Here is a 24,489-nt window from a genome sequence, read left to right on the forward strand (position 1 = left end):
GAAAGCCAATCGCAGAGTAATCCCATTTCCAATTAATCCGATACGGTGTTGCTCCTCCTTGCCGTGTAATTGCACTGTCCGTGTCGTCGCGCCTAGTCTCGTATTAAGTTGGAAATGGAATAAAATGCCATGCATGGAAACACTGCCTATCTTCATGAAACTGCGCAATCGACCCTGCCTTGTGGTCGGAGGAGGCGATGTTGCAAGCCGCAAGGTCAGCCTGTTGGAAAAAGCCGGGGCTGATATCACGGTGGTGGCGCCTGAGTTGCACCCTACGTTGATGCAATGGCTGGCAGAAGGGCGGATACGTCATTTTGCCTTGGTATTCGAGCCATCGCAGATGGATGGCGCTGCGGTTGTGATTGCCGCGACGGACGATGCCGAGGTAAACCGCGCCGTTTCCCAGGCGGCGCAGGCACGCAATATTCCTGTGAATGTGGTGGATGCGCCTGAACTTTGTACATTCATCGTGCCTTCGATCGTGGACCGCTCTCCACTGCTGGTGGCGGTGTCCAGCGGCGGGGCTGCGCCAGTGCTCGCACGCCTGCTGCGCACCCGGATTGAAACCATGATTCCTGCCGCCTACGGCCGTTTGGCAGCATTTGCCGCCGAGTTCCGCGAGGCAGTGAAGCGGCGGTTCAGTACCGGGCAGCAGCGGCGGATTTTCTGGGAAGATGTGTTCCAGGGAGCGATAGGCGAACAGGTATTGTCCGGACAGGAGTCTGCGGCGCGGCATGCCATGGAGCAATTGCTGGCAGGGAGTGGCGAGCTGAATCATGGCGAAGTCTATCTTGTCGGCGGCGGCCCGGGAGATCCAGACCTGCTGACTTTCCGCGCCCTGCGCCTGATGCAGCAAGCGGATGTGTGCGTCTACGACAAACTCGTGAGCAAGGAAGTCATGGAGTTGGTACGGCGGGACGCCGAGCTGATTTATGTGGGCAAGTCGCGCGACCAGCATACCTTGCCGCAAGAGGACATCAACCAGCTATTGGTACGCCTTGCCCAGGAAGGCAAGCGTGTATTGCGCCTGAAGGGCGGCGACCCGTTCATTTTCGGCCGCGGCGGCGAGGAGATAGAGACGCTGATGGAGAACGGCGTCCCGTTCCAGGTGGTGCCCGGCATCACGGCAGCGAACGGGGTATCCAGCTATGCCGGCATTCCGCTGACGCACCGGGACTATGCGCAGTCGTGCCTGTTCACGACCGGGCACCTCAAGGACGGTTCGGTCAACCTGGATTGGCATGCCCTTGTGCGCCCGAACCAGACAGTCGTGATTTATATGGGATTGGTCGGCTTGCCCGAGATATGCCGGCAAATGGTGGCCCACGGCGCTTCCGAAGATCTACCCATCGCCATCATCCAGCAAGGCACGACGCAACGGCAGCGGGTCGTGGAAGGCACATTGGCGACATTGCCCGGGCTGGTGGAGCACGCAGGGTTGCGCGCGCCATGCCTGATTATTGTCGGCGAGGTTGTGCGTTTACGCGAAAAGCTTGCTTGGTTTGCGCCGTCACCTGAGGCTGTATCGGCAGGGTAAGCCTGGCTTCCAGGCCTCCCTGCGGGCGGTTGAGCAGGGTGAGCTGTCCTTTGTGCAGCTTGGCAATGCGGTCGGAAATCGCTAATCCCAGGCCGCTGCCGCTTTTGTTGCCGCGCGCAGTGTCCAGGCGCTCGAATGGCCGCAGCAGGCGTTCCATCTGCGAGGCAGGGATGCCTGGGCCGTTATCCAATACGCTGAGAATGATGTTGCCTGCCGTGATGCGCGTGCTGACCGTGACTTCACCGCCGCCATAGGCAAAGGCATTGTCGATCAGGTTGGTGAGCAGCCGCTGCATGGCTAGCGGGCGCACGGGAATCAGATGGGTCGGCGCCAGGGACATGGTCAATTTGCGGCCTGCGCGGATATGGCGGTCTGCAATCGAGGTGAGCAATGCATTGAGGTCCATCATCTGCGTCGGCTCGCCTTCGATCCCGCGCACAAAATCCAGGAACTGGTGAATGATGCTGTCCATGTCGCCGATGTCCTGGATCATGCCGGCCTTGAGGCTGGCGCAGTACTCGTCAGGCAGCATTTCCACGGAGAGGCGCAGGCGCGCCAGCGGGGTGCGCAGGTCATGCGAGATGCCGGCCAGCAGCAAGGTCCGTTCGTTGTCCAGCCGTACCAGTGCCTCGGTCATTTCGTTGAAGGTGCGGCTGACTTCGCGCAGCTCATGGGCGCCTTCTTCCGGCAATGGCGGGGGATATTCGCCGCTACTCAAGCGGCCTGCTGCCTTGACCAGCAGGCGCAAGGGATGGTGGATGTTTGATGCGATCAGGTAGGCGCCGAGCAATGACAGCATGATGACGAGGGCGCCCCAGCCCAGCCATTGCCAAGGGAACGGGCGGTCTACCTGGATGCGCGGAATCACTACCCAATAATCGTCTTGTCCCAGGCTGAAACTGACCCACAGGCCGGGTATGCCGAAGTGGTTCAATACGACGAGCGTGTCCTTGCCCAGGCGCTCGCGGATTTTTTCCGCGATCAGGCGGATCAGGTGGTCGTTGGGAAGCGGCTCGATTTCCTCGAGCATGTCCGCGGCGTAAATCCGCACGCCTTCGCGTCCGGATAGCTCCGAAAGCAAGGCCAGCCTGCGATTTTCATGCGCGGCGAGCAGGGAGGCGCGGGTATAGTTGACGACAGTGATCGCCTGTAGCGCCGCCGCCATGGCGCGTGGCTCGCTTTCGAAGTAGTCGAACAGCTTTAGCGCCGCGAACTGCCCTGCTGCGAGCAACAGGGCGATCAGCAGCATGACGCGTGCGAGAAGGGTGCGGGGCAACAGGCTCACGGAGGCGCGACACTAGCTTTTCTGAGTTTCGCCATCGGGAACGAAGACATAGCCGAACCCCCACATGGTCTGCAGGTAGCGCGGATGGGATGGGTCCGGCTCGATCAGGCGGCGCAGGCGGGATACCTGCACGTCGATACTGCGGTCAAATACATCCAGTTCGCGTCCGCGGGCCAATTGCATGAGGCGGTCGCGCGACAATGGCTGGCGCGGATGGTCGACGAATACCTTGAGCAGGGCGAATTCGCCGCTGGTAATGGTGACGGGTTCGCCGTTCTTGGTCAGCGTGCGTGTCGAGGGGTCGAAGATGAACTCGCCGAAGCTGATGTGTTCCGCCTCTGCCACCGGCGTGCCGGGCGGGAGCCGGCTGTGGCGGCGTAGGACCGCATTGATGCGGGCGAGCAGCTCGCGCGGGTTGAACGGCTTGGGCAGGTAGTCGTCCGCTCCCATCTCCAAACCGATGATGCGGTCTATCTCGTCTCCGCGTGCGGTGAGCATGACGACTGGGATGGTGCTGCCGTTGGCGCGAAGGCGGCGGCAAATGGCAAGACCGTCCTCTCCCGGGAGCATGAGGTCGAGTACCAGCAAATCCACATGCTCATGGGCAAGCACTTGGTCCATTTCTCCGGCATCGGAGACGGCTTTTACCGAAAAGCCCTGTTCGCCCAGATAACGTTGCAACAACTCGCGCATGCGCAAGTCGTCGTCCACCATTAATATTTTTTTCGAAGGTGTCTGCATAGCCATATTTTCTGCGGAAATGAGGGTGGATGAAAAGTATTATTTACAAGGTTCCATCGTCTTTGTGCTGATTCTCTTTATTGCCAGCTTATGGGTTTGCATAAGGTGGAAAATCCCACACAATAATTGTTACAATTTTTTACAATGAGAAGCCGATATGAAACACTCAGTTTACATCAATGAGGGATGATGTCGCCTCATTCAACTGCTTGCCAGTACATTTTTGCATCAATGGCGAGGTTGAATGGTTCCTGAGCCAGGCATATTGTTAGCCGCCGGCGAGGGCGCAAGTAAGCTTAAAACAGAGGCGAGCGAATCATATGATCTTGCAAGTGTACGGTTTAGCTTTATGTTGATGGTAACTGATCTGGTTTGGCATCATAAGCTGGTAATGACGGCAGTATTGCTGGGCGTTGCCGGCGTCGTCCATGCTGCGAACGTACGTTATGCAAATGACGATATGGCGGCCGATGCGCAGGAAGTGCCGACGGCACATATCCATCAAACCCTGGATGCAAAAATTTCTGGTGAGGATCGCCAGCGCTTGCGGCGCGATCTTTACGAATACTCCCGCAGCGTCGATGCTGCCCATGCTCAGATTGAAGAACGTAGGCGCGTGATGCGCCAGCGCATTCTGGAGCGTTTTCAAGAAGCTGACAAAGACGGTAACGGGGTGATTTCACGTGAGGAAGCGGTGGAAATGCTTCCCCAGGTGGCTCGTCATTTCATACAGTTCGACCTCAATGGCGACGGCGTGATTACGATGAACGAGCTTGAGGTCATGCAGGCTCAGATTGCCGAGCGTCAGCACAAGGCGCTCGAGAAGAAGGACAAAGAATTGCAGGATGTGGCTGAACCAGCGCCGCTGCACGATGTAAAGGATGTGAGCGTTGCCGTTCCCAAGCGGGCGCTATGACTGAATTCCAATAATAAATCTTCCTTGTGAAACCTTTGAGCACTGCCTTGCCGGGACAGTGCTTTTCTTTTGTCTTTTATTGGCGACAATTTTTCAATTTTTCCTCTCCCTTGGTTGTGAATTTTATAATCAACTAATTGATTTTAATTTAAAAATCATTAATGGCCTAGTTTTTGCAATCTGAACAGTAACGGGTGAATACCTGGAATTTGAAAGGAAAATGAAATGAAGAAAACGATTGCAGGGTTATTGTTGCTCGCCATGTTGAGCGGTTGTTCCGGATTGTCCACGCGCCAAAAGAATGCGGCTACGGGTGCCGCCATTGGCGGCGTAGCGGGAGCGGTGCTGACGGGCGGGAGTTCGTTCGGTACTGTGGGCGGGGCAGCGATTGGCGGCGTCATCGGTCATGGCGTCGATTCAGCGGGCAAGCGCAAGTAGTATTAAGCCACAAGTGTTAACCACGGGTGTCGCGATTTTGCGACGCCCATGGCTGCCAATATTTCAACCTCTCCTCCGCTTCACCACTATCGCGTCAACCGGCGGGTAGTGGTGTTTTTTCGCCTGCTTCCGCCGTATTATCCTGATACTCTAGAGTGTCGCCAGTATTGGAGAGTAAGGTGTCTTTTCTCATTCGGTGCAAAGTCAGCGCATATGGAATTGCCGCAACTCGGCCATGGCGGTTCTCACCGGTTGAGACGCCATGAACATCGAGCTTGAAATCGCCGCAGGCGTGAGCGAGCTGGATAGTGCACAATGGAATGCGCTGACGGATGGGTCTCCCTTGCTCAGCCACGCTTTCCTCAGTGCGTTGGAGCATAGCGGTTCGGTTGGCGAGGGCACCGGCTGGCAACCCATGCCGTTGGTATTCAGGCGCGACGGCAAATTGGCAGGGGCCGTGCCCCTCTACCTCAAGCATCATTCCTACGGAGAATATGTATTTGACTGGTCTTGGGCGGACGCTTATGCCCAGCATGGGCTGGAGTATTACCCCAAGCTGGTGGCGGCAGTGCCTTTCACGCCGATTACGGGTGCGCGGCTATTGTCGCATGATGCCGTGCTGCAAGCGCGGATGGCGGATATCCTGCGCGATACGGCGCACCGCTTGCAGCTGTCGTCTGTCCATGTCCTGTTTCCCGACGCGAAAAATGCAGATATGTTGTCAGGCCAAGGCTGGCTCAGGCGCCAGGGAGTGCAGTTCCGCTGGCAGAATCAGGGGTTTGCCGGCTTTGACGAGTTCCTCATGACCCTTACGCATGACAAGCGCAAGAAAATCCGCCAGGAGCGCAGGAAGGTCGGTGCGGCCGGGGTGAGCTGCCGGCGCCTGCGCGGGTGCGATATCAGCGAGCGCGAGTGGGATTTTTTCTACAAGTGCTATCTCAATACCTATCTCGAGCACCGTTCCAGCCCTTATCTGACCCAGGCATTTTTCCACGAGCTGGGCGAGCGCCTGCCGGACAACGTGATGCTGGTGTTGGCGGAGCGTGACGGCCGGCGTATCGGTGCAGCGCTCAACCTGTACGATGCGGATTGCCTGTATGGACGCTATTGGGGCGCATTGGCTTATGTCCCCAACCTGCATTTCGAGCTGTGCTATTACCAGGCGCAGGAGTTCTGCATCGAGCAGGGTATCCGCTTCTTCGAGGGCGGCGCCCAGGGGGAGCATAAGCTGGCACGCGGATTCGTGGCGCGGGAAACCTGTTCATTCCATCATATCACCCATGCCGATTTCGAGGCTGCGGTCAGGCGCTTTGTCTCACGGGAAGGCGTTGGCGTCAGCCACTACCAGCAAGAGCTGGACGAGCGTGCGCCGTACCGGAAGCCCGGCTAGCGCCAAGTCGCAGGACTACCATTCCACGCCGGCGCGCACCCAGTTCGCCATGCCCTTGGCGATTTCCCTTTCTCCCATGATGGTGTAGGACGCGCCATGTTTTTCCAGGTGCTCGATCTGGGCGTCGGAATGCGCGCGCGCCACGACTTCGATCTGCGGGTTGATCTTGCGGGCGTGCTCGATGATTTGTCCTGCTTCCAGCGCGTCAGGGATGGCGACCAGCAGCCAGCGCGCGGACTTGAGATTGGCAGCTTCCATCATGCCGGGCGCCGCGGCATTGCCGCACAAGGCCGGGGTACCCTGCTCGCGCAGGGCCTGGACTGTTTCAGGCTGGTCTTCCAGCACGATGAACGGCTGGTCTTGCTGTCGTAGCGACGCGCCTACCAGCTTGCCGACGCGTCCATAGCCCACCAGGACGGCATGGGCATGCAGGTGGGGATACGATATGGTGCGTGCGCCGCTTTCGCCCTTGAGGGGACGCTTCTCTTCGCGGTTGAGCAGCCACGGCTTCAGGCGATCAAGCCAGGCGAACAGCAACGGATTGATCAGGATGGAGAGGATCGCGCCGCTTAGGATCAAGTCGCGTCCGGTGTCTGACAGCAGGCCCAGCGAGCCTCCAAGGGAGGCCAGGATGAATGAGAACTCGCCAATCTGCGCCAGGCTGGCAGAAATCGTCAACGCAGTGCCCAATGGATGGCGGAAGGCCAGCACGATCCCGAAGGCGGCCAATGATTTCCCGATGACGATGATGAAGAGGGTAGCGAGAATGAGCCAGGGCTCGCGAAAGAGGATGGAGGGGTCGAACAGCATGCCGACCGAGACAAAAAACAATACGGCAAACGCATCGCGCAACGGCAGGGATTCTTCCGCGGCGCGGTGGCTGAGCTCTGATTCGCTCAGGATCATGCCCGCAAAGAACGCGCCCAGCGCGAACGATACGCCGAAAATATAGGTGGCACCCAGCGCGAATCCGAGGGCAATCGCGAGCACGGCGAGCCGGAACAGCTCGCGCGACCCGGTGGCGGCAGTGCGTGCCAGCAGCCAAGGGATGATGCGGCGTCCGACCAGCAGCATCACGGCGACAAAGGCGATCACCTTGCCTATGGTCAACGCCATGGTGTTGAGGAGGGCGCTGCCGTCCAGGTTGTTGCTCTCGCCGCCCAGCATGCCGCTCAACGCAGGCACCAGCACCAGGGTGAGCACCATGGCAATGTCTTCCACGATGAGCCAGCCAATCGCGATCTGCCCGCGCTTGGTTTCCAGGATGCGCCGTTCCTGCAAGGCGGTGAGCAATACGACGGTGCTGGCTGTGGACAGCGCCAGGCCGAAGATCAGGCCTTCTCCCAGCGGCCAGCCGATCGCCAATGCCATTGAAAGGCCGAGCAGCGTGGCAATGGCGATCTGCACGATAGCGCCGGGAATGGCAATCGATTTGACCGAAAGCAGGTCGCGCAGCGAAAAATGCAGGCCTACGCCGAACATGAGCAGGATGACGCCGATTTCCGATAGTTCATGGGCAAGGTTGGCGTCAGCGACAAACCCCGGGGTATGCGGGCCCACGACGACCCCTGCAATCAGGTAGCCAACAAGCGGCGGCATCTTCAGGCGGTTGGCCAGCATGCCGAAAATAAAAGCCAGTACCAGGCCTCCAACTATGGTGGCAATGAGTGGCGTGTGCTCCATCCGGGGGGAAACCTTTCAAACTTGGCGAGAGATCAAATTGCGAGCCATGCTGCCTAGCATTCCGGCATGGACAGTATGGGTATTCGAAAAATTAACTCAAGATTGTGTCAGCGCGCAACTTTTTATATGAAATTCTCATGCGGGGATACGGTCTTGACGCGAATCTGCAAAAAATAGTTGGTTTTTCTGACATGCTTTTAGGAGTAAGCCAGCTCTTGCATGAATAGCACGGCGATTACACTGGTTTTCATTCTTGTAAAGTGTGCATGGAGTCTGATATGCCGACCATTGAAAAAACCATAGACGTCAAGGTTCCTGTGAATATTGCCTATAACCAGTGGACCCAGTTCGAGACCTTTCCCAACTTCATGGATAGTGTAGTCAATGTAAAACAGCTGGACGACAGGCATGTCTGGTGGCTTGCGCAGATCGGCGGGAAGGCCGTCGAATGGGAAGCCGAGATTACCGAGCAGGTGCCGGACGACCATATCGCGTGGCGCAGCGTTTCCGGCATACGCAATACTGGAGTCGTATCCTTCCAGCATGTAGATGTCCATTCCACCCGCGTGCGTCTAGAAATTGAATATGAAACCGACACCGTGGCTGAAACGGCCGCCAGCATGATGGGTGTGCTGGAGCTCAAGATTTCGGAAGACCTTGAGCGTTACCGCCAGTTGCTGGAGTCACGCAAGGCGCCTGCGGGCGGCTGGCGCGGCCATATTCCCTCCGATGCGGACAACGCGTTGCGGCATTGAGAAAAGGGCGATCCGTGATGGCATTATTTACGGTCAATGTGCGCTATAAAGGACACTCGGCTGTCGAGCCGCCGTTATGGAGCAATGACGTCGATGCGGCCGATGTGGAGGAGGCGTACCGCATCGGCAAAGCCCAGTTCGAGGCGGAGCGTCCAGACCTTGCGAATGTATCTGTCTCTATAGAGGCTGCATCAGGGTACGTGGAGAAGTGAGGCAAATGAAATGGAAGGCTTGATTGCCAAGCTCAAGACGCCCTCGCCCCATCATGAGGTGGAAATGGAAATAGACGGTTTCACCATACGGCCACTAGATGAGAGCGTGAGTGCGCTTGAGGATTTCCAGCCAATAGCGGAAGAGGCGATCCGCTATGCAGGCGATGATTATAAAGTGGTGGCTTACCCTGCGGATAATCCGGACAGCGCACGTGGCGGTTACGGTAAGGTGTTTTTTAATAAGGTTAAATGCCCCTAGGTCGAGCCCTTTTAGGCTGGCTCATTGCTGGCAGAGATCCAGCCATTTTTCTATATATTCATTGAGATATTCGCGGTCCCCCTCGACAATATTGCCAATGATGCCTTGCTCGACAAGCCGGTCCCGTTGTTCTTGAATGCAGGACGATAACGTATCCTTGTCGGGGTGGGCCGCGACGACAGCCTTCATGAGAATGCGGTATTCCAGGCTTTCCAACGTGCGTTGGTTCAACTGTCTTGCCATTGCTTCAACCTGTGCTTGCAATAATGGAATTCTTTCCATGTGCGTTCTTTCCCAAATAAATTCCCCGATACAGATCAATTCTGTTGCTTACTGATAGTGCGGCGTTATGCTTCGCTTTTGTTCATTATTGTCACAAAATAGATGGTATCTGCCAACTGGCCGCCCGCACACCTAGTGTGCAGTAAATTCACAAGGTGCGTTTCACAAATGTTTGTTCATCAGCGCGCTGCATCCGGCATTTGCCAGCCGGGAAGCTTTACGCAGTAGATAATGAAGGGGGGCGGGCAGATGCACCGTGCGTTGTTATTTTTTCCTTTAGTATTCAGTCGTTTTTGAGTGCCCCGATATATGCCATGTGGGGTGGCGGCTGTGATTCTGAATCAGGCCCCTGATCAGGGGTTTTGCCGGTATTTCAGGACAAATTCGTTTTCCATGAATTCGCAGGCTTCAGCGACATATTTCAGTTCCGTGGGCGAAAGCGCGGAATTGGCATGGCGCTTCCAGCAATCCTGTATCGCCGCACGATCATTGCGTTGCTCCGCACTATCAGGGACTGCCGGCCCGCCGAAAATGTAGTAAAGCAGCGCCGCGCTGATAAAGACAACAATAAACAGCCAAAGCCAGGATTGCGACCCCCATTGCCGAGTGTGGCTGGTCATAATGCGGTTCTCCTTTTCCATCGAATAGTGAATTGCTGGTGTTTGTATTATGCATTGATTATAGTCTGCCAGGATTGTTCCAATCTTCCCTGCAAGGCTTAATTTTTCTCATGATGCGCAAAGAACCCGAGAGGCAATTCATGTGTCACACAGCGAAGCTCATCCGGCTTATTCTTACAGAGAACCATAATATGAAGAAGATGGCAGCATGAGGGCCTCCCCGGCCAGACGGTTGAACAAGCTGGATTGGCTGCATGCTGGCATGGCCTGGTGCCAGCGAGGCATCATGCTGATGTTGGTCGTGCCATTGTTCGCATGCGGCTTGCCTCAGGTGCGTGAGAGCGACAAGCCTCTCTCCATGGCGCTTCGGGTGGAGGAGGTGGCGGACACGCAGTTGGGCCAGACCATGCGGCCGCTCAAGGCCGCCCATCCGGGCGAATCCGGCATCATGCCTTTGCTGGATGCCTACAGCGCTTTTGCAGCGCGCATGCTGTTGACCCATTCCGCGCAAAAGACCCTGGATGTCCAATATTACATCTGGCGCAACGACAATACGGGCATACTGTTCCTCGAAGCATTGCGCAAAGCGGCGGAGCGTGGCGTCCGGGTAAGGCTGTTGCTGGACGATAACGGCATTAGCGGTCGTGAAATGGATGCCAGGCTGGCTGCGCTCAACAAGCACCCCAATATCGAAGTCCGCCTGTTCAATCCTTTCCCTTTCCGTACATTCAAGCCTCTGGGCTTTCTCACGGATTTCTCGCGCCTCAACCGCCGCATGCACAACAAGTCGTTCACTGCCGACAACATGGTGACCATTATCGGCGGACGCAATGTTGGCGATGAGTATTTCGGCGCGACGGACGGCATATTGTTTGCAGACCTCGACGTTATGGCGATCGGCGCTGTAGTGGACGACACCTCTCAGGATTTCGACCGCTACTGGGCCAGCGCATCAGCCTACCCCTTGAGCGTGCTGATTCCCGCCCCGAGCGATGAGGAATTGCAAGCATTGAGCGCTGCGGCAGACAAGGCGGAAAAAACCGTCACTGGGCAAGGCTACCTCAAGGCATTGAAAGAAAGCCAGTTCATCCACGATTTCATCAAGGGTCAGCATGCATTCGATTGGTCCAAGGTGGAGCTGATCAGCGATAGTCCGGACAAGATTACCGGAGAGGCAAAAAAGGATGAGCTGATGGTGTTCAACCTGGCCCGCATCCTGCGCAACCCGAAAGAGAGCGTCGACCTTGTCTCTCCTTATTTCGTGCCGACCCAGGCCGGGGTCGATGGGTTTTCCGCGCTCGCCAGGAAGGGTATCAATATCCGCATCCTGACCAATGCGCTCGAATCTACCGACGTGGCGGCGGTGCATGCGGGCTATGCAAAGTGGCGTAAGCCGTTGTTGCAGGCCGGCATACGGCTGTACGAAATGCGCAGCCAGGTGGCTGGAAGCGGCATGGCCAAGTATCTGGGGGCATTGGGCAGTTCAGGTTCCAGTTTGCATGCCAAGACTTTTACCATTGACCGTTCGCGCGTATTTATCGGCTCGTTCAATTTCGACCCGCGTTCAGCGCAGCTCAATACAGAACTTGGCTTCATGATCGAAAGCCCGGGACTGGCCCAGCAGATGGAACAGGCATTCAAGGCGGATGTGCCGGAGAGCGCTTATGAAGTCCGGCTGGATGAAAATAACCGCTTGTATTGGCTGTCATACCAGGACGGGGTGGAGCAGCGGTACAGCGTTGACCCGGGCACCACCCTGATGCAGCGTTTTTTTGTGAGGATATTGTCGATAATGCCCATCGACTGGCTGTTGTAAAAACTGTTATCAAGGGCAATAAAAAAGGCGGAACCCTGTCCGCCCCTGGATAAAACTGACCTGGATTAAGCCTTTTTCACCAGCGTCAGCCCGGTTCTTTTTGCCTTGAGCAATACTTCGAATACGTCGACCGCGGCAACCTTGTGCGATTTGACTACTGCGTCAAATGCGGCGATCAGTTCTGGCATGCCTTCGCTTTGACGGTTCAATTCCACTGGTTTTTTTTCCAGCGCTTCCAATTGCTCTGTCAGAGCGGAAATCTTTTGCTTCAGCTTTTCTCTTTTTGTATCAATAGTTGCCATGAGTCAGTCCTGTTTGTGGTCATGTGGAAATAAATTCAAGATACCGCCAGTGAAGAAATGCAGCAATCATTCTTTGAAATCATCTGAATTAATTCACTTCGATCCGGCATTATATTCAAATTAACCTTAAAAATAAAACAATGAATATATCAATACAATGAAAGAAAAATGATAAAACTCCCGCTTCTGGAAGCCAGGTTGACGATCATATCAATTCATATGTAAATCAAGGCGATCACAACATCGCCACTTATTCAGAAACAACATGGTCGAGGTCAAAAATAGAAAAAATGGTAATCGTCAATATGTCAGGATAATATTGGTTATTGCTTGGAGCTTACTGTAACCAGGAAGTTTAATTTTTGTGAAAGCCGCCGCTTGCAGCATGCATGGCAGTAGCTGCTCACGCCTTAATTTTGAATGTGGTCTATTAAATAGGCGATCAAAATTCTTCCGCTAATTGGGAAAATTACCCCTCGCTTTTGCATTGGAAACGGCCGGGATAAGATCAAATAATGGCTGTGCAAGAGCTGGGGTTTTGTCAGAGAAGATGACTGAGCATCCCAAGAATTTGCAGCCGACGCTTGCTGAGCGGCGTTGTCCGATCTGCTATCTTGATAGACGATTCAAGCCCGTCTGGATAGGTAGTGATCCAAGCCGAACATGTCAGCGAACTGGATGGCAGACAAAGGGCGGGAGAAAAGATATCCCTGGCCTTCGGAGCAGCCAATTTCAAGCAAGGCCTTTTGTTGTTCCGTAGTTTCAATGCCTTCCGCAATCGTATCCAGCGAAAATGCGTTCGCCATATCAATCACGGCATTGACGACGGCCTTGTCCTGTTGCGACTCCAGCATTCCCTGGACAAAAGAGCGGTCTATCTTGATACGGCTTAAGGGGTAATGTTTGAGCAGGCTGAGCGACGCGTATCCTGTGCCGAAATCGTCAAAGGCGATGCCGACGCCGGCCTCCCGCAAACGGCGTATGGATTCGAGTGCCAACTCGTCATGCTCGAGCACGATATTTTCCGTGATTTCCAATTCCAACGCCGAGGGCGGCAATCCGTGGCGCTCAAGCATAGAGATGACCGTCTTCGCAAGGTCGTCCACCCGGAACTGTGCGCCGAACAGGTTGACTCCCATGCGGAAGTCCGCCAAGCCTTGTCGCCGCCATTGCGCCACTTGGGCGCAGGCTTCATCCAGCACCCAGTTGCCTACCGTTGCCGCCAGCGGTCCGTTTTCCAACGCAGGCAGGAAAGCCGCCGGTGACAGCAAGCCGCGCTCGGGGTGCCGCCAGCGGATCAGCGCTTCGGCCCCAGCCAACAATCCGTCGGACAAGCGGACCTGCGGTTGGTAGAAGAGGACGAATTCGCCATCGTGCACCGCCCGGTGCAATTCCAGGCCATAAAGATGGCGCGCCACCGCCTCCATCCTGAGGGCTTGGACGAATATATAGGATTGCGCCCCGCCGAGGCGCTTGGCATGGAACAAGGCCAAGTCTGCGTTGCCAATTAACTCCAGCGCCTCTTGCGCGTGTTGTGGCGCTATCGCTACGCCGCAGCTGGCCGTGATGCGAATTTCATGATGGTCGATCACAATCGCATCGACCAGCGCCTCGATCAAGGCCTGTGCAACAGCCTGTGCTTCCGCAGGGTCCTTTAATTCGTGCAATAGCAGCGCGAATTCGTCGCCGCCGATGCGGGCTGCCAAGCCGGAGCCTGCCAGCGCATGCTCCAGCCGATGGGCGATTTCGCGGAGGATGCTGTCTCCTACCGCGTGCCCCAGCGTATCATTCACATCCTTGAATCCATCGAGGTCGAGCATCAAGACGGCGATCGGTTTTGCAGCGACCAAGGCTTGTTCCACTTCGCGATAAAAGCGGCCGCGGTTCGCCAGGCCGGTCAGCAGGTCGGTAGTGGCCAAGCGGTGCAGCTCCGCCTCCTCGCGCTTTTTTGCCGTGATGTCCTGCAGGTGCGCATTGAAAATAAGCTGGCCATGCTCTTGCCAGCAGAAGAGGGAAAGCCCCAGCTCGAATTCGCTTCCATCCTTGCGCAGGCCGTGAGTGGCTTCCGGCATGGATATGCCGTCGAAGGTGCCGGTGGTTACCGCTTGTGCGACCAATTGATGGAAAATGGGGTGTTCCCGTTCCGGAATCAATTGATCGACGAGCAAGCCTTCGCCTTCATCCAGGCGATAACCATGCAGCGCTGCGGCGGCCTGGTTCCAGGTCACAATGTTGCGATGGGCATCAAACCAGACAACTGCTGTGGGCGAGTTGCGCGCGAACTCCTCGAACGGCTGACGAGATTGCTCTGTCGAGATTTCCAGGCGGCGCAGCTCGAGGCGATCCACTGCCATCTTGGCAAGTTCGCGCAGGCGCTCGCAATCTTCCCCGGAAAACTCCCTGGGCTGGCCGTCGATCACACATAAGGCTCCTAGCGCATGACCGTCAGGTGAAATCAACGGGACGCCTGCATAGAAACGCAAATTGGCAGGCCCGAGGACTAAGGGATTATCGTGAAACCGCTCATCGAGATGGGAATCGGGCACGACCATCACATTGGTCTGGTTAATGGCATGGGCACAGAAGGAAACGTCCCTTCTCATGTCCACATTCCCGACCCCGGTACTGGCCGCGAAAAACACATGGTCGCTGCCGATCATGTTGATGGCTGCCACTGGCATGTTGAACATGCGGGCAGCGATTTGTACCACCGGTTCAAGTGCCGGAAGCGGCCGGTCCGAACCTAATCCATAGGCTGCTAATGCTTGCAAGCGTTCGATTTCATCTGGCGGAATCATGGGACATTTCATTAGAAATTCCTATTAAGCAGTATGAAAAAGCTAGAGCAGGTAACGATAATTTTAATTGTCGAACAACATCACATATACGAATATTTTATATAGATCGTATTATGCATTGCAGGAGTTATGCAATGCCATGATTGCGGTCCATAACGTTGGTTAATATCTGTGATTTTTTGATGAATGGTACGGCGGCATGAGAGACAGGCGCTATGTCATTTATCATTAAAAAGACACTTTCAGGCATGATGGAGAAAGGTGTTGTGTAAGGCGATAGAGGACATGCTAGATGTCTTGCAGCGACCGTTTCAGGTAACTCGAGTTCTCCATCTGGTCAATGGCGCGATGAAGCTCAAGAATCAATGCCACGGCTTGATCGGCAGTGAATGCGTAGTTCGGCCCCGTGATGGCATCTTCCGGCTGTTGTCCTAATTCGCTCAGGTAAGCCGGGGAAAACACGATGAGCCCATTTTCAGGGATGGGCGTGGTGGTGAACGTAATGACCGGGAATAAAGGCGCTTGGTTTTCTTGCCCCATCATTTTTCCTTTCTGGATTCCGTTGGAAATAGTTCGAACCCGGAATGGAGGAGAGGTTCAAGTGCCAGCGAAGCCTCAATATTGCTTAAGTGGCAGCGACGAGGAAGGGTGATGTCCGCATTGCCTTCGAGGTTTCCGCAAGCGGCTGCGTTAACGCAGCAGGTTTTTTACTGCCGTGTGTATTGCAGCGATGGTGATGGGTTTGGATACGACATCATTGAAGCCCGCCGAGTATAGTTTGTCGCGGCTGCCTTGGAGGGCGATGCCGGTCACTGCAATGAGCGGTGTCGCCGCAGTCTTCTCGTGCGCGCGCAGCAATCTGGCCAACTGAAAACCATCCATGCCGGGCATATCGATATCGGAGAGAATAAGGTCATAGCCGTGCTTGGCATTGATCGCCTGCTTCAGCCCGCTCTGGCCGTCGAATGCAACATCCACTGCGTAACCCTCCAGGGTGAGCAATTGCGCTAGCAACTCGGCGGAATTCCCGTTGTCTTCCACCAGCAGGAGGCGAATGGGTCGTTCCGGTCCGGGTTTCGCTTGGCTGGTTTCCTGGGTGGCTGAGTGACTCAGCGGCAAGAAGATGCGAAAGCTTGCGCCCATGCCCTTGCCCTGGGAGAAGGCCTCCACTCTCCCTTGATGCAACTCCACAATCTGTTTGACCAGGGCTAGACCGATGCCAAGGCCGTTGTTGATCCGCGAGGAAGAAGAGTCTTCCTGCACGAACATGTCGAAGACATGCGGCAACACATCGGCAGGGATGCCTTGGCCGGTGTCGGTCACCTCCAGCACCGCCCATTCGTCGCGTGCCGACAGGGAAATATGAATGGCGCCGCCTGATGGCGTGAATTTCAATGCGTTGGAAAGCAGGTTCCATATCACTTGCTCGATCCGTGTCGAGTCGGCGTAGATCACAATCTCGGGTTGCAACTCGAGGCTTAGCGGGACGGCGTTCTGGCTGGCTTCATCCTGAAAGGAGGTGGCCAGCCTCTCCACCAGGTTCTCAAGGTGGTAATGGCTGCGTTGCAGCGCCAGCTTGCCGGTATTGATGCGCGACAAGTCCAGCAGGTCATCCACCACGGTGGCGAGGTTCTTGACAGTACGGCTCAGCGTATCCGCAACGCGTTGGATGATGGGCTGAGAACTGGCCTCGGGCAGGCGTCCCAGCAGTTCCGCATTTAGCAGGATCAGGTTCAGCGGATTGCGCAATTCATGAGACACCACGGCAAGAAAATCATCCTTTGCCTTGTTGGCCTTGATGAGCGCCTGCTCGGTAGTGATGCGCGAGGAAATATCCTTGAACAAGACGCCGAGCGTGTGCTGTTCCGGTTCGTCGATGCGGAATCCGTAAACCTCGTAAAAGCGCTTTAACGCTTCCGCCCGGTGCTCAAAACGTTCCGGCACGCCGGTTCTGTCGATGCGCGCATAGGTGTCAAACCAGATTTGCTCATGTTGGGGGGGCCAACTCGCGCATGCCTTTCCCGATGACGTTGACAAGGCCGGTCTGGTTGGCGAAAGCGGCATTGGTATGCAGGAAGAGATAGTCAATCGGATTGCTTGCGCCATCATAGACCATCTTGATAATGCACATGCCTTGATCTATGGAATCAAAAATCTGCTGAGAGCGCATCTCGGTGAGGCTGAGGGCACGCTCCGCGCGTGCGCGCTCCACCGTTTCCCAGGTACGTTCCGCCGCTTTCTGCAGCAGAAGCACATCGTGCGCAGACCACTGCCGGGGAGCGCTGGCATTGATCGAGAGCATTGCCATGAGCGTGGATTGCTTGATCAAAGGGACGGCAATATAGCTTTGCACCCCGACGGAAGCATAGGCATGGCGCTCTTGTTCGCTTAACGAATCCTCATGCTTGATGTCCCGCATGACGAGCGTCTCTCCCATGCGCAGCCGATCCATCAGGCTTTTGCCGAACTTGTCGAGCTCGAAGCTGCCGTGGATTTCCGCAATGCCCGGACGCTGATAGGAGATGTTGATCATGGCATCACCGACGGCACTGATCTCGGCATAGCTGGCACGTTCGGCCGGCATCGCCTCGCACAGCATCTTACAGACGCATTGCTTGATTTCTTCGGTATTGACGAGGGGACGAATGGAATTGCTGAGCTTGAGCAGGAACTGGTACTCTGCTTCTCCCATAGCATCTGGAGCGTGGTCACGCATGATCGGTGCTTTCAAGGAAGTCTTCCTCTCTGCATTGTCGGGGTGATGCGGGCCGTAGGGTTTAATTAATGCTAATCGATAACCTGCCTCTGCATTATGCCATGACTCTTAAAAAAGAGAGTCACCGTTTCTGCCAGTCATATTGCTTGCGTTGGGGCTGGAGTTGGCTTCCATCTTCGTATGCGTCGTTGGGAATGGGCTGAGGTGGATTGCCGAGGCGCTCGTGCTCCCCACCAAAAGGCTCGCGGTGCCCGCTGCGCTCGTATTGTCTGATAGCCTCAACCTGCTGTCGCTGTCGCGCTTCCTCTTTGGATTTATCTATTGTGTCGGCATGAGCAAGCATTGCCACCGCCAGCAGAGCAAATGCAAGTAACGATCTCATATGGATAGCGCCTCCTGGGAGGGAGACTTGTCGATCAAGCGAAAGTTTCCTGAAAAGGCCAAGCCCCTTGCGGGGCTTGCCGGAAATAAAAGAATCAATGCAAGGCGTCGGATTTGCCTGACCCCATCCCTAACTCCGCCCCGGTCAAGGGGTTTCCCTCTGGGTTGGACTGGGTGCGCAGCGCCATCTGCAGGTTCAGTGCTTCTTCATCCGTGCTCAGTTCAACGCTAGCCAATCCGCCGCCTTGGCCAAGCGAGCCTGGATCCTGAACATATTCCCATTGCTCTCCTTGGTTCCATGGCCCCCGCATTTCATCTCCCTTGGACATGTTCAGGTAGAGATTGGTGAAGCGGGGGTCTCCGGGCGTCTTGCCTGGAGGGAAATTATGCTGGATAGCATACAAGGCTTTTTCGAAGGATTTCTGGTGAGCAATCTCCCGGGTCATCAAAAAGGTGAGCGCATCTTTGACTCCCGAGTCTGTGGTCAAGTTGATCAAGCGTTCATACACGATCTTGGCGCGAGCCTCTGCAGCGATATTCGAGCGCAGGTCGGCAGTCGGCTCGCCTATGGTATCAATGTAGGCCGCCGACCAGGGCACGCCTGCAGAATTGGTCAAAGGTGCTCCTGCGCCATAGAGCAGTTGCGTGATGTGGCTATCGTTGCCCCCGCCCGACAATGAACGATAAATTTCAGCTTCGCTGTCGATCCCTTCCGCCAGTTTTCCTTTGGCGCCCTTGTTCAGCATGCAAACCATCGTGCCGATGATCTCGAGGTGGCTTAACTCTTCCGTGGCGATATCGAACAGCATATCCTTGCGCCCAGGATCATCCTCGGCAATCGCTTGCGTGAAGTACCGACAGGCGGCGGCAAGCTCGCCTTGAGGGCCTCCAAACTGTTCAAGCATCAAATTTGCCAACCCGGGATTGGACTCCGAGACATGGACGGTGTATTGCAAACGCTTATTATGTGAAAACATGACTTTCTCCTTTGGTAATGTATGACATTGAATTCAAGCCAAGCCGGTTCAATGTACCTAATCGGAGAAAGGACAAACATGAGACGATATCTGGCAAGGCTGTGAGAAGACATTAACGGAGAAAAGGAAGTGAGCTAGGCGTTGTCTTGCAAGAAGGCCTTGGGCCGCACTCCTGAGGCTTAGCAAGGTAATGGCAATGATGATGTTAGGATCGCCAGTGCGAAAGCAGTGGGCATTAGCAGGCGTTTACTCAGAAGGGCATCTTGATGCGCTGATCTTAATTGTTTGATCTGATCTAAGCGTTTGTCGAAGCAGAGCCATGCTGGGTATTGAATTGCCCTGGCAACCGAGGAGGCAGTTTGGTTATAGCAAAGCGTTCATTGTTGCTGCGTCTGGTGCTTTTGCAGATAGATGTCTTCAGCCTGCGCAGGCTGATATACCGGTAGAGCGGAGCAGGCGCTGATGGTTGTACCAAGCGATCCATTCCAGCGTTGCCAACTCGACAGCGGCCCTGGTTTTCCAGGGCGCTCGCCGATGGATTAATTCTGCCTTGTACAGTCCATTGATGGCTTCGGGTAGACGTCCCGGTGCCGGTCGCTATAGACGTTTACCTCTTCAGTTCGCGGTCGAGCGCCGCCTGGGCGAAAAAAGCGCTGGCTGGCTTCAGAATCTCGTTGGCACGCCGCAGTTCCTTGACCTCGCGTTCCAGTGCCTTCATGTATTCTCGTTCGCTGCTCGTTATGCCATCGCGCTGGCTCTTGTCGATCTCGCTGCTACGCTTGACCCAGTCCGGTAGCGTGGCCGGCACGCAACCGATCTTCGGCACAATGGATTGGACGGCTCCCACAGTGACGGATACTCGCCGCGATGCTTCTGCACCAGACGAGCGGCGCGTTCACGGACTTCTGGGGAAACTCAAACTCCGTTTGATTGCGGATGATGACTCCATTTTCTCAAAGATTGGAGCCTCCTCAAAACCCGGGGCAATTCAAACAGCCTTTTGCGTCTTTCTGGCTTCGCTAGGGTCTATGCTTGTTGTACTAATTTCCTTGCAGCAGCTGTAGCTCACGCACTTCTTTCAGGCTAACCTCTGGATAGACCCCAAGAGACAAGGTTTTTTGCTTGCCAGGGATACGGCAGGAATACCGCCACCATTTCTTGCCCTGTTTCGTGACTAGCAAGAACAAACCACCTCCGTTAGAGAACTTTCGATCCTTGTCTGTGGGTTTAATAGTGCGATAGTGATATCAGTGAGAGCCATGTCTAATCTGCCTTATGCGGCTGGTGATAACAAAATTGTTGGTAGAAGGTAGTTACCAACAATTACCAACGGATTTCATTGGATCAGCTTAGACATTCCCGGATCAAAAGGCAGCAAAAAACCCGCAGAGACACGGGTTTTCGGGATTTTGGCGAATCTCATTGGATGGGTATTTGGTGGGATGGGGTCCCTGGAACAAATCGAGGAATGCCCTGGGCTGCAACGGGTTTTTAAATTAATATTTTATATGTGCCCCCAATTATGCCCCCAGATGATTCTGGTGATGTAATTTTTCTGTTTACATAAACTGACTAGTCTAATTAATTGTAATGTTATCTACCCGGCAGATTGTTTGTAAGTTGATATGGGTATAGAAACCACCGGTGACTTTATATATTTGACATATTCTTTCCTTTGAAAGATGAGGAGTTTACGGTCTCTATTTATCTGTATATATCTAAGTGTTTGTTTTTAAATGTACTTATGTTGTTTGCTGCGGTTTCTTGCCAGGTATTTTTTCAAAAGCATCCTCACCTACTTGCGCATGATGAGTGCAGGTTGCATCAATGAGGAATATTTTAAAGTCCCAAGTGCATGATCAAAGCATAAGGGTAATTAATTCGTCCTGCGAAATTTGTATGGTGCATGTTCTTAGTCATTGCGCTGTTTGTTATTATCATGACAAAGCTAAAAATAGAAGAATAGACAAGATTATGAAGCGGGTCGTGGTTTTCTAGCAGAGTGTTGAACAAACAGCTTGCTATATTCAATTAAACCACAGAGCTACCGGTTTATGCTCTTAGAGTATTTTGCTCTTCATTCGAGATGATACATCGCCAAATAAAGAAACTCCGATGGTTGACTGAGCGGAAACGAACATGAAGCTAATCCAAAACACCGGAACACAGCGCGTCATCGACTTGATGAGGCCCTACCTCAAGCACGGCAACCGACTAGACTGTGTAACGCCTTCGTTCTCTCTCTACGCCTTCGCGGAAATCCGGGAGGCGTTGTCCGCTCTGGATCGAGTCCAATTGATCGTGCCTCCAGATAAAGAGGCGCTCGATCTCCTGGGCACGGAAGGCGACCGTGCAGCGCGCAATCGTCTGCAGGCACGTTGGTTGGCCAATCAGTGCGCGAAATGGATCAGTGAAAAAGTAGCGCTGCGGCGAGCATTGAGGTCGGTGCCACAGGGGGCTGCTGTCATGCGCGGCCAGGACGGGGTACCCGCACAAGTGGTGCTGGGCTCGTTTGCCTTCAACACGTCTGGCCTTGGACTGACGCCAGGCAACCCATTGAACCTGATTCAGGCGTCAGAGACCGCCGAGGAAGCCGCGAATCTCGCCCAATGGTTCGATCAGCAGTGGGCAGCTTTGCCAACTGCTGCTTTAACCGACTCCGAGGGTAAGGGAGAAGAGCATAAATCCGTTCTTGAGGCGTTGCGAACCCTTGGCGAACACCGTGACCCGTTCACCATCTACACCTTGATGCTGCACCGCCTGTTTCAGGGCAGCGGTGAAGAGATGGACGAGGAGCGCATCGTCAAGTCCGCCACTGGCATCCGCAATGCCGTAGTGTGGAAAAAGCTTTTCAAATTTCAGCGCGATGGTGTGGTGGGTGCCATCGACAAGCTGAACCGCTTTGGCGGCTGCATCATTGCTGACAGTGTGGGGCTGGGCAAAACCTTCGAAGCCCTGGCCATCATCAAATACCACGAATTGCGCAACGACCGCGTGTTGGTGCTGGCTCCCAAACGCCTGCGCGACAACTGGACGCTTTACAAGGCCAACGACAAGCGCAACATCCTTGCGGCTGATCGGTTCAACTACGACGTGCTCAACCACACCGACCTGTCGCGCGATGGCGGCCTGTCGGGTGACATCGACCTGTCTCATGTGAACTGGGGCAATTACGACCTGGTGGTGATCGACGAGTCGCATAACTTCCGCAACAAGGCCACGCACAAGGGCAAGGAATCGCGCTACGACCGCCTGATGCGGCGCATCATCCGTGAAGGCGTCAAGACCCGCGTGCTGATGCTCTCGGCCACGCCGGTGAACAATCGCCTGGCCGACCTGCGCAACCAGATTGCCTTTGCCACTGAAGGCGATGACGCGGCCCTGATGGAGCATGGCATCGCCAGCATTGAGGCCACGACCCGCAAGGCACAGGCGCAATTCAATCGCTGGCTGGCGCTGGACGAAGCTGAAAAGACTCCCGGTCAGTTGGTAGAAATGCTAGGGTTCGACTACTTCACCCTGTTGGACCATCTCACCATTGCCCGCTCCAGGCGGCATGTGGAGAAGTATTACGGCACCAGCGAGACCGGCCGCTTTCCCGACCGACTGCCGCCCATCAACATCAAGGCCGACGTGGACCTTGCGGGCGAATTTCGTGCCATCCGCGATATCAACCAGGAAATCCGTCGGCTCACGCTCGCCAGCTACGCGCCGCTGCGCTATGTGCTGCCTCACAAGCAGGCCGCCTACGACGCCAAATACAGCACCCAGGTGCGTGGTGGCGAAGGTTTTTTCCGGCAAGCCGATCGTGAGGAAAGCCTGATCCACCTGCTGCGCGTGAACGTGCTCAAACGCATGGAAAGCTGTGTATCGGCCTTCACCCTGACCGTGCAGCGCCAACTCAAGGATGTAGAGAACACACTGGCACACATCGAATCCCATGCCGAAGCGCTGGAGGAAATCGACATTGCCGACGTCGATATCGACGATCCGGCGTTTGAGACCTTGCTGGTCGGTCGCAAAGTCAAGGTGCTGCTGGGCGATGTGGATCTGATCCGCTGGAAGCAGGACCTACTGGAAGACCGCAACCGCCTGGCGACTTTGCTGGCTGCAGCGCGCCAAGTGGATGCCGCCCGTGATGCCAAGCTGGCGGCCTTGCGCGACATGATTGCCCGCAAATGCGCCGAACCCATCAACATCCACGATGGCAAAGCCAACCGCAAGATCATTGTGTTCACCGCCTTCTCGGACACAGCGCACTATCTCTACGCCCAACTTGCCCCCTGGGCCAGGAATACGCAGGGCATGCACGCAGCGGTCGTCACCGGCAGCGCCGGCATCCAGTCCACCTTGCCAGGTCTGCGCAAGAACATGGGAGACGTGCTCTCAGCCTTCGCGCCGCGCGCCAAGGAGCGCCCGCAAGACCTGGCGGATGAAGGCGAAATCGACCTGCTGATCGCCACCGATTGCATCTCTGAAGGGCAGAACCTGCAGGACTGCGACTGGCTGATTAACTACGACATTCACTGGAACCCGGTGCGCATCATCCAGCGCTTCGGGCGCATCGACCGCATCGGCTCGCCCAACCAACGCATCCAGCTCGTGAACTTCTGGCCCAACATGGAACTGGAGGAATACATCAACCTGGAGCAGCGTGTCAGCGGCCGCATGGTGCTGCTCGATGTCTCGGCCACTGGCGAAGAAAACCTGATCGAGCAGCAGTCCGGCAACGCCATGAATGATCTGGAGTACCGGCGCAAGCAACTGCTCAAGCTGCAGGACACGGTGATCGACATGGAAGACCTGTCGACTGGCGTGGCGATCACCGACCTTACCCTGACCGACTTCCGCATCGACCTGGCGCAGTTCCTAAAAGCGCACCCCGGCAAGCTGGACACCCAGCCGCTGGGTGCTTATGCGGTCACCACCACGCTGGATGCCGACATTCCGCCCGGCGTGATCTTCTGCCTGCAAGCCTGCGACCCGGCTGTAAAGCCCGCAACAACGTCCGACTACCCGCTGGCGCCGCACTACCTGGTGCATGTCGGCGATGACAGCACCGTGTTGCTGCCGTACCCGCAGGCCAAGCGCATCCTGGATCGCCTCAAGCGCCTGGCGCTCGGGCGCGAACGGCCGGATGACAGTGCCTGCGCGCGCTTCGATAAGGCAACCAAAGGCGGCGAGGACATGCGCCACGCCCAGAAGCTGCTCGCGGCGGCCGTGGCATCCGTCGCCGGGAAGCAAGAGGAACGGGCCGTGGCCAGCCTTTTCACGCCCGGTGGCACGCACGCCATGAAAGGCGAGTTCGCCGGCAGCGGCGACTTTGAGGTGGTGGCATTCCTCGTTGTGTTGCCCGATCAGCCAAGTATTTGATTACAAGG

Annotated in this window: 22 protein-coding genes and 2 pseudogenes; 9 read left to right on the forward strand and 15 right to left on the reverse strand. The window is 55.5% G+C overall.

The window, feature by feature from the left end; all coding sequences use genetic code 11:
- The first annotated feature begins 133 nt into the window (after positions 1–133).
- Positions 134–1,537 (forward strand): siroheme synthase CysG, encoded by a 1,404-nt coding sequence (gene cysG / locus ACJSDX_RS13630; protein ID WP_407995155.1) that lies wholly within the window; start codon positions 134–136, stop codon positions 1,535–1,537.
- Here cysG and ACJSDX_RS13635 read toward each other — a convergent pair.
- Together ACJSDX_RS13635 and ompR are read right to left on the reverse strand one after the other, a co-directional pair.
- Positions 1,458–2,822, reverse strand: a complete 1,365-nt coding sequence (locus ACJSDX_RS13635) for an ATP-binding protein (protein ID WP_407995156.1) — start codon at positions 2,820–2,822, stop codon at positions 1,458–1,460. The two genes, cysG and ACJSDX_RS13635, sit on opposite strands and share 80 nt — an antisense overlap.
- A 12-nt stretch (positions 2,823–2,834) precedes the next feature.
- Positions 2,835–3,569 (reverse strand): osmolarity response regulator transcription factor OmpR, encoded by a 735-nt coding sequence (gene ompR, locus ACJSDX_RS13640; protein WP_407995157.1) that lies wholly within the window; start codon positions 3,567–3,569, stop codon positions 2,835–2,837.
- Positions 3,570–3,807: 238 nt separating this feature from the next.
- On the opposite strand from ompR, the gene ACJSDX_RS13645 reads away from it, so the two are divergent.
- The 3 genes from ACJSDX_RS13645 to ACJSDX_RS13655 all read left to right on the forward strand — a co-directional run bounded on the left by ACJSDX_RS13645 (position 3,808) and on the right by ACJSDX_RS13655 (position 6,307).
- Complete coding sequence (locus ACJSDX_RS13645) at positions 3,808–4,479, forward strand: EF-hand domain-containing protein (RefSeq protein ID WP_407995158.1); 672 nt, start codon at positions 3,808–3,810, stop codon at positions 4,477–4,479.
- A gap of 225 nt (positions 4,480–4,704) precedes the next feature.
- A complete protein-coding gene (locus tag ACJSDX_RS13650; RefSeq protein ID WP_407995159.1) occupies positions 4,705–4,917 on the forward strand; it encodes a YMGG-like glycine zipper-containing protein in 213 nt (70 codons plus the stop codon).
- Positions 4,918–5,179: 262 nt separating this feature from the next.
- Positions 5,180–6,307 (forward strand): GNAT family N-acetyltransferase, encoded by a 1,128-nt coding sequence (locus ACJSDX_RS13655; RefSeq protein WP_407995160.1) that lies wholly within the window; start codon positions 5,180–5,182, stop codon positions 6,305–6,307.
- A 15-nt stretch (positions 6,308–6,322) separates the two neighbouring features.
- Here ACJSDX_RS13655 and ybaL read toward each other — a convergent pair whose 3' ends face one another.
- Positions 6,323–7,990 carry a YbaL family putative K(+) efflux transporter gene (gene ybaL / locus ACJSDX_RS13660; protein ID WP_407995161.1) on the reverse strand — a complete coding sequence of 556 codons (1,668 nt, stop codon included), beginning with the start codon at positions 7,988–7,990 and terminating at the stop codon, positions 6,323–6,325.
- A gap of 278 nt (positions 7,991–8,268) precedes the next feature.
- Between ybaL and ACJSDX_RS13665 the strand changes: the two genes are divergently transcribed.
- Genes ACJSDX_RS13665 through ACJSDX_RS13675 form a run of 3 tightly spaced genes read left to right on the forward strand, consistent with a single transcriptional unit; the run spans position 8,269 to position 9,216 of the window.
- Positions 8,269–8,745 (forward strand): SRPBCC family protein, encoded by a 477-nt coding sequence (locus ACJSDX_RS13665; RefSeq protein WP_407995162.1) that lies wholly within the window; start codon positions 8,269–8,271, stop codon positions 8,743–8,745.
- A 17-nt stretch (positions 8,746–8,762) separates the two neighbouring features.
- The gene (locus ACJSDX_RS13670) at positions 8,763–8,957 is read left to right on the forward strand and encodes a hypothetical protein (protein ID WP_407995163.1); all 195 of its coding nucleotides are present in this window, start codon (positions 8,763–8,765) and stop codon (positions 8,955–8,957) included.
- Between the two features lie 10 nt (positions 8,958–8,967).
- The gene (locus ACJSDX_RS13675) at positions 8,968–9,216 is read left to right on the forward strand and encodes a hypothetical protein (protein WP_407995164.1); all 249 of its coding nucleotides are present in this window, start codon (positions 8,968–8,970) and stop codon (positions 9,214–9,216) included.
- Between the two features lie 21 nt (positions 9,217–9,237).
- Here the strand turns inward: ACJSDX_RS13675 and ACJSDX_RS13680 are convergent, their stop codons facing one another.
- Positions 9,238–9,459, reverse strand: a complete 222-nt coding sequence (locus ACJSDX_RS13680; protein WP_309564551.1) for a hypothetical protein — start codon at positions 9,457–9,459, stop codon at positions 9,238–9,240.
- 392 nt (positions 9,460–9,851) lie between these two features.
- Positions 9,852–10,118 carry a hypothetical protein gene (locus tag ACJSDX_RS13685; protein ID WP_407995165.1) on the reverse strand — a complete coding sequence of 89 codons (267 nt, stop codon included), beginning with the start codon at positions 10,116–10,118 and terminating at the stop codon, positions 9,852–9,854.
- A gap of 208 nt (positions 10,119–10,326) precedes the next feature.
- On the opposite strand from ACJSDX_RS13685, the gene ACJSDX_RS13690 reads away from it, so the two are divergent.
- Positions 10,327–11,934, forward strand: coding sequence for a phospholipase D family protein (locus ACJSDX_RS13690; RefSeq protein ID WP_407995166.1), 1,608 nt, complete (start codon positions 10,327–10,329; stop codon positions 11,932–11,934).
- A 65-nt stretch (positions 11,935–11,999) separates the two neighbouring features.
- Here the strand turns inward: ACJSDX_RS13690 and ACJSDX_RS13695 are convergent, their stop codons facing one another.
- The 10 genes and pseudogenes from ACJSDX_RS13695 to ACJSDX_RS13740 all read right to left on the reverse strand — a co-directional run bounded on the left by ACJSDX_RS13695 (position 12,000) and on the right by ACJSDX_RS13740 (position 20,340).
- Entirely contained in the window at positions 12,000–12,236 is a 237-nt protein-coding gene (locus ACJSDX_RS13695; RefSeq protein WP_309564554.1) for a hypothetical protein, read from the reverse strand.
- 626 nt (positions 12,237–12,862) lie between these two features.
- Positions 12,863–15,046 carry a putative bifunctional diguanylate cyclase/phosphodiesterase gene (locus ACJSDX_RS13700; RefSeq protein ID WP_407995167.1) on the reverse strand — a complete coding sequence of 728 codons (2,184 nt, stop codon included), beginning with the start codon at positions 15,044–15,046 and terminating at the stop codon, positions 12,863–12,865.
- Between the two features lie 276 nt (positions 15,047–15,322).
- Positions 15,323–15,577: a BssS family protein gene (locus ACJSDX_RS13705; RefSeq protein WP_309564556.1), complete on the reverse strand. Its 255-nt coding sequence runs from the start codon at positions 15,575–15,577 to the stop codon at positions 15,323–15,325.
- 147 nt (positions 15,578–15,724) lie between these two features.
- A complete protein-coding gene (locus tag ACJSDX_RS13710; protein WP_407995168.1) occupies positions 15,725–16,978 on the reverse strand; it encodes a hybrid sensor histidine kinase/response regulator in 1,254 nt (417 codons plus the stop codon).
- 43 nt (positions 16,979–17,021) lie between these two features.
- Positions 17,022–17,765: a GAF domain-containing protein gene (locus tag ACJSDX_RS13715; RefSeq protein WP_407995169.1), complete on the reverse strand. Its 744-nt coding sequence runs from the start codon at positions 17,763–17,765 to the stop codon at positions 17,022–17,024.
- Between the two features lie 106 nt (positions 17,766–17,871).
- Entirely contained in the window at positions 17,872–18,132 is a 261-nt protein-coding gene (locus ACJSDX_RS13720; RefSeq protein WP_407995170.1) for a hypothetical protein, read from the reverse strand.
- Between the two features lie 94 nt (positions 18,133–18,226).
- Positions 18,227–19,108: a manganese catalase family protein gene (locus ACJSDX_RS13725; protein WP_309564559.1), complete on the reverse strand. Its 882-nt coding sequence runs from the start codon at positions 19,106–19,108 to the stop codon at positions 18,227–18,229.
- A gap of 377 nt (positions 19,109–19,485) precedes the next feature.
- Positions 19,486–19,687 (reverse strand): annotated as a pseudogene (locus tag ACJSDX_RS13730) (IS3 family transposase); the annotation flags it as partial.
- Positions 19,684–19,990 (reverse strand): annotated as a pseudogene (locus tag ACJSDX_RS13735) (IS3 family transposase); the annotation flags it as partial. The pseudogenes ACJSDX_RS13735 and ACJSDX_RS13730, both read right to left, overlap by 4 nt.
- A gap of 158 nt (positions 19,991–20,148) precedes the next feature.
- A complete protein-coding gene (locus ACJSDX_RS13740) occupies positions 20,149–20,340 on the reverse strand; it encodes an Arm DNA-binding domain-containing protein (protein WP_407995181.1) in 192 nt (63 codons plus the stop codon).
- A 907-nt stretch (positions 20,341–21,247) separates the two neighbouring features.
- Here ACJSDX_RS13740 and ACJSDX_RS13745 point away from each other — a divergent pair.
- Entirely contained in the window at positions 21,248–24,481 is a 3,234-nt protein-coding gene (locus ACJSDX_RS13745; RefSeq protein WP_407995171.1) for a DEAD/DEAH box helicase, read from the forward strand.
- Positions 24,482–24,489: the final 8 nt, after the last annotated feature.

This window comes from Methylobacillus draconifructus, assembly GCF_045984355.1.
Taxonomy (GTDB): domain Bacteria; phylum Pseudomonadota; class Gammaproteobacteria; order Burkholderiales; family Methylophilaceae; genus Methylobacillus; species Methylobacillus flagellatus_A.

What these genes read in the sequence shown, in the direction of transcription:
- ACJSDX_RS13650 (WP_407995159.1), top strand. Translation starts at nt 4,705, where the DNA reads ATGAAGAAAACGATTGCAGGGTTATTGTTGCTCGCCATGTTGAGCGGT.
- ACJSDX_RS13670 (WP_407995163.1), top strand. Translation starts at nt 8,763, where the DNA reads ATGGCATTATTTACGGTCAATGTGCGCTATAAAGGACACTCGGCTGTC.
- ACJSDX_RS13655 (WP_407995160.1), top strand. Translation starts at nt 5,180, where the DNA reads ATGAACATCGAGCTTGAAATCGCCGCAGGCGTGAGCGAGCTGGATAGT.
- ACJSDX_RS13690 (WP_407995166.1), top strand. Translation starts at nt 10,327, where the DNA reads ATGAGGGCCTCCCCGGCCAGACGGTTGAACAAGCTGGATTGGCTGCAT.
- cysG (WP_407995155.1), top strand. Translation starts at nt 134, where the DNA reads ATGGAAACACTGCCTATCTTCATGAAACTGCGCAATCGACCCTGCCTT.
- ACJSDX_RS13665 (WP_407995162.1), top strand. Translation starts at nt 8,269, where the DNA reads ATGCCGACCATTGAAAAAACCATAGACGTCAAGGTTCCTGTGAATATT.
- ACJSDX_RS13720 (WP_407995170.1), bottom strand. Translation starts at nt 18,132, where the DNA reads ATGAGATCGTTACTTGCATTTGCTCTGCTGGCGGTGGCAATGCTTGCT.
- ybaL (WP_407995161.1), bottom strand. Translation starts at nt 7,990, where the DNA reads ATGGAGCACACGCCACTCATTGCCACCATAGTTGGAGGCCTGGTACTG.
- ACJSDX_RS13675 (WP_407995164.1), top strand. Translation starts at nt 8,968, where the DNA reads ATGGAAGGCTTGATTGCCAAGCTCAAGACGCCCTCGCCCCATCATGAG.
- ACJSDX_RS13680 (WP_309564551.1), bottom strand. Translation starts at nt 9,459, where the DNA reads ATGGCAAGACAGTTGAACCAACGCACGTTGGAAAGCCTGGAATACCGC.
- ACJSDX_RS13745 (WP_407995171.1), top strand. Translation starts at nt 21,248, where the DNA reads ATGAAGCTAATCCAAAACACCGGAACACAGCGCGTCATCGACTTGATG.
- ACJSDX_RS13695 (WP_309564554.1), bottom strand. Translation starts at nt 12,236, where the DNA reads ATGGCAACTATTGATACAAAAAGAGAAAAGCTGAAGCAAAAGATTTCC.
- ACJSDX_RS13705 (WP_309564556.1), bottom strand. Translation starts at nt 15,577, where the DNA reads ATGATGGGGCAAGAAAACCAAGCGCCTTTATTCCCGGTCATTACGTTC.
- ACJSDX_RS13700 (WP_407995167.1), bottom strand. Translation starts at nt 15,046, where the DNA reads ATGAAATGTCCCATGATTCCGCCAGATGAAATCGAACGCTTGCAAGCA.
- ACJSDX_RS13685 (WP_407995165.1), bottom strand. Translation starts at nt 10,118, where the DNA reads ATGACCAGCCACACTCGGCAATGGGGGTCGCAATCCTGGCTTTGGCTG.
- ACJSDX_RS13725 (WP_309564559.1), bottom strand. Translation starts at nt 19,108, where the DNA reads ATGTTTTCACATAATAAGCGTTTGCAATACACCGTCCATGTCTCGGAG.
- ACJSDX_RS13645 (WP_407995158.1), top strand. Translation starts at nt 3,808, where the DNA reads ATGGTTCCTGAGCCAGGCATATTGTTAGCCGCCGGCGAGGGCGCAAGT.
- ompR (WP_407995157.1), bottom strand. Translation starts at nt 3,569, where the DNA reads ATGGCTATGCAGACACCTTCGAAAAAAATATTAATGGTGGACGACGAC.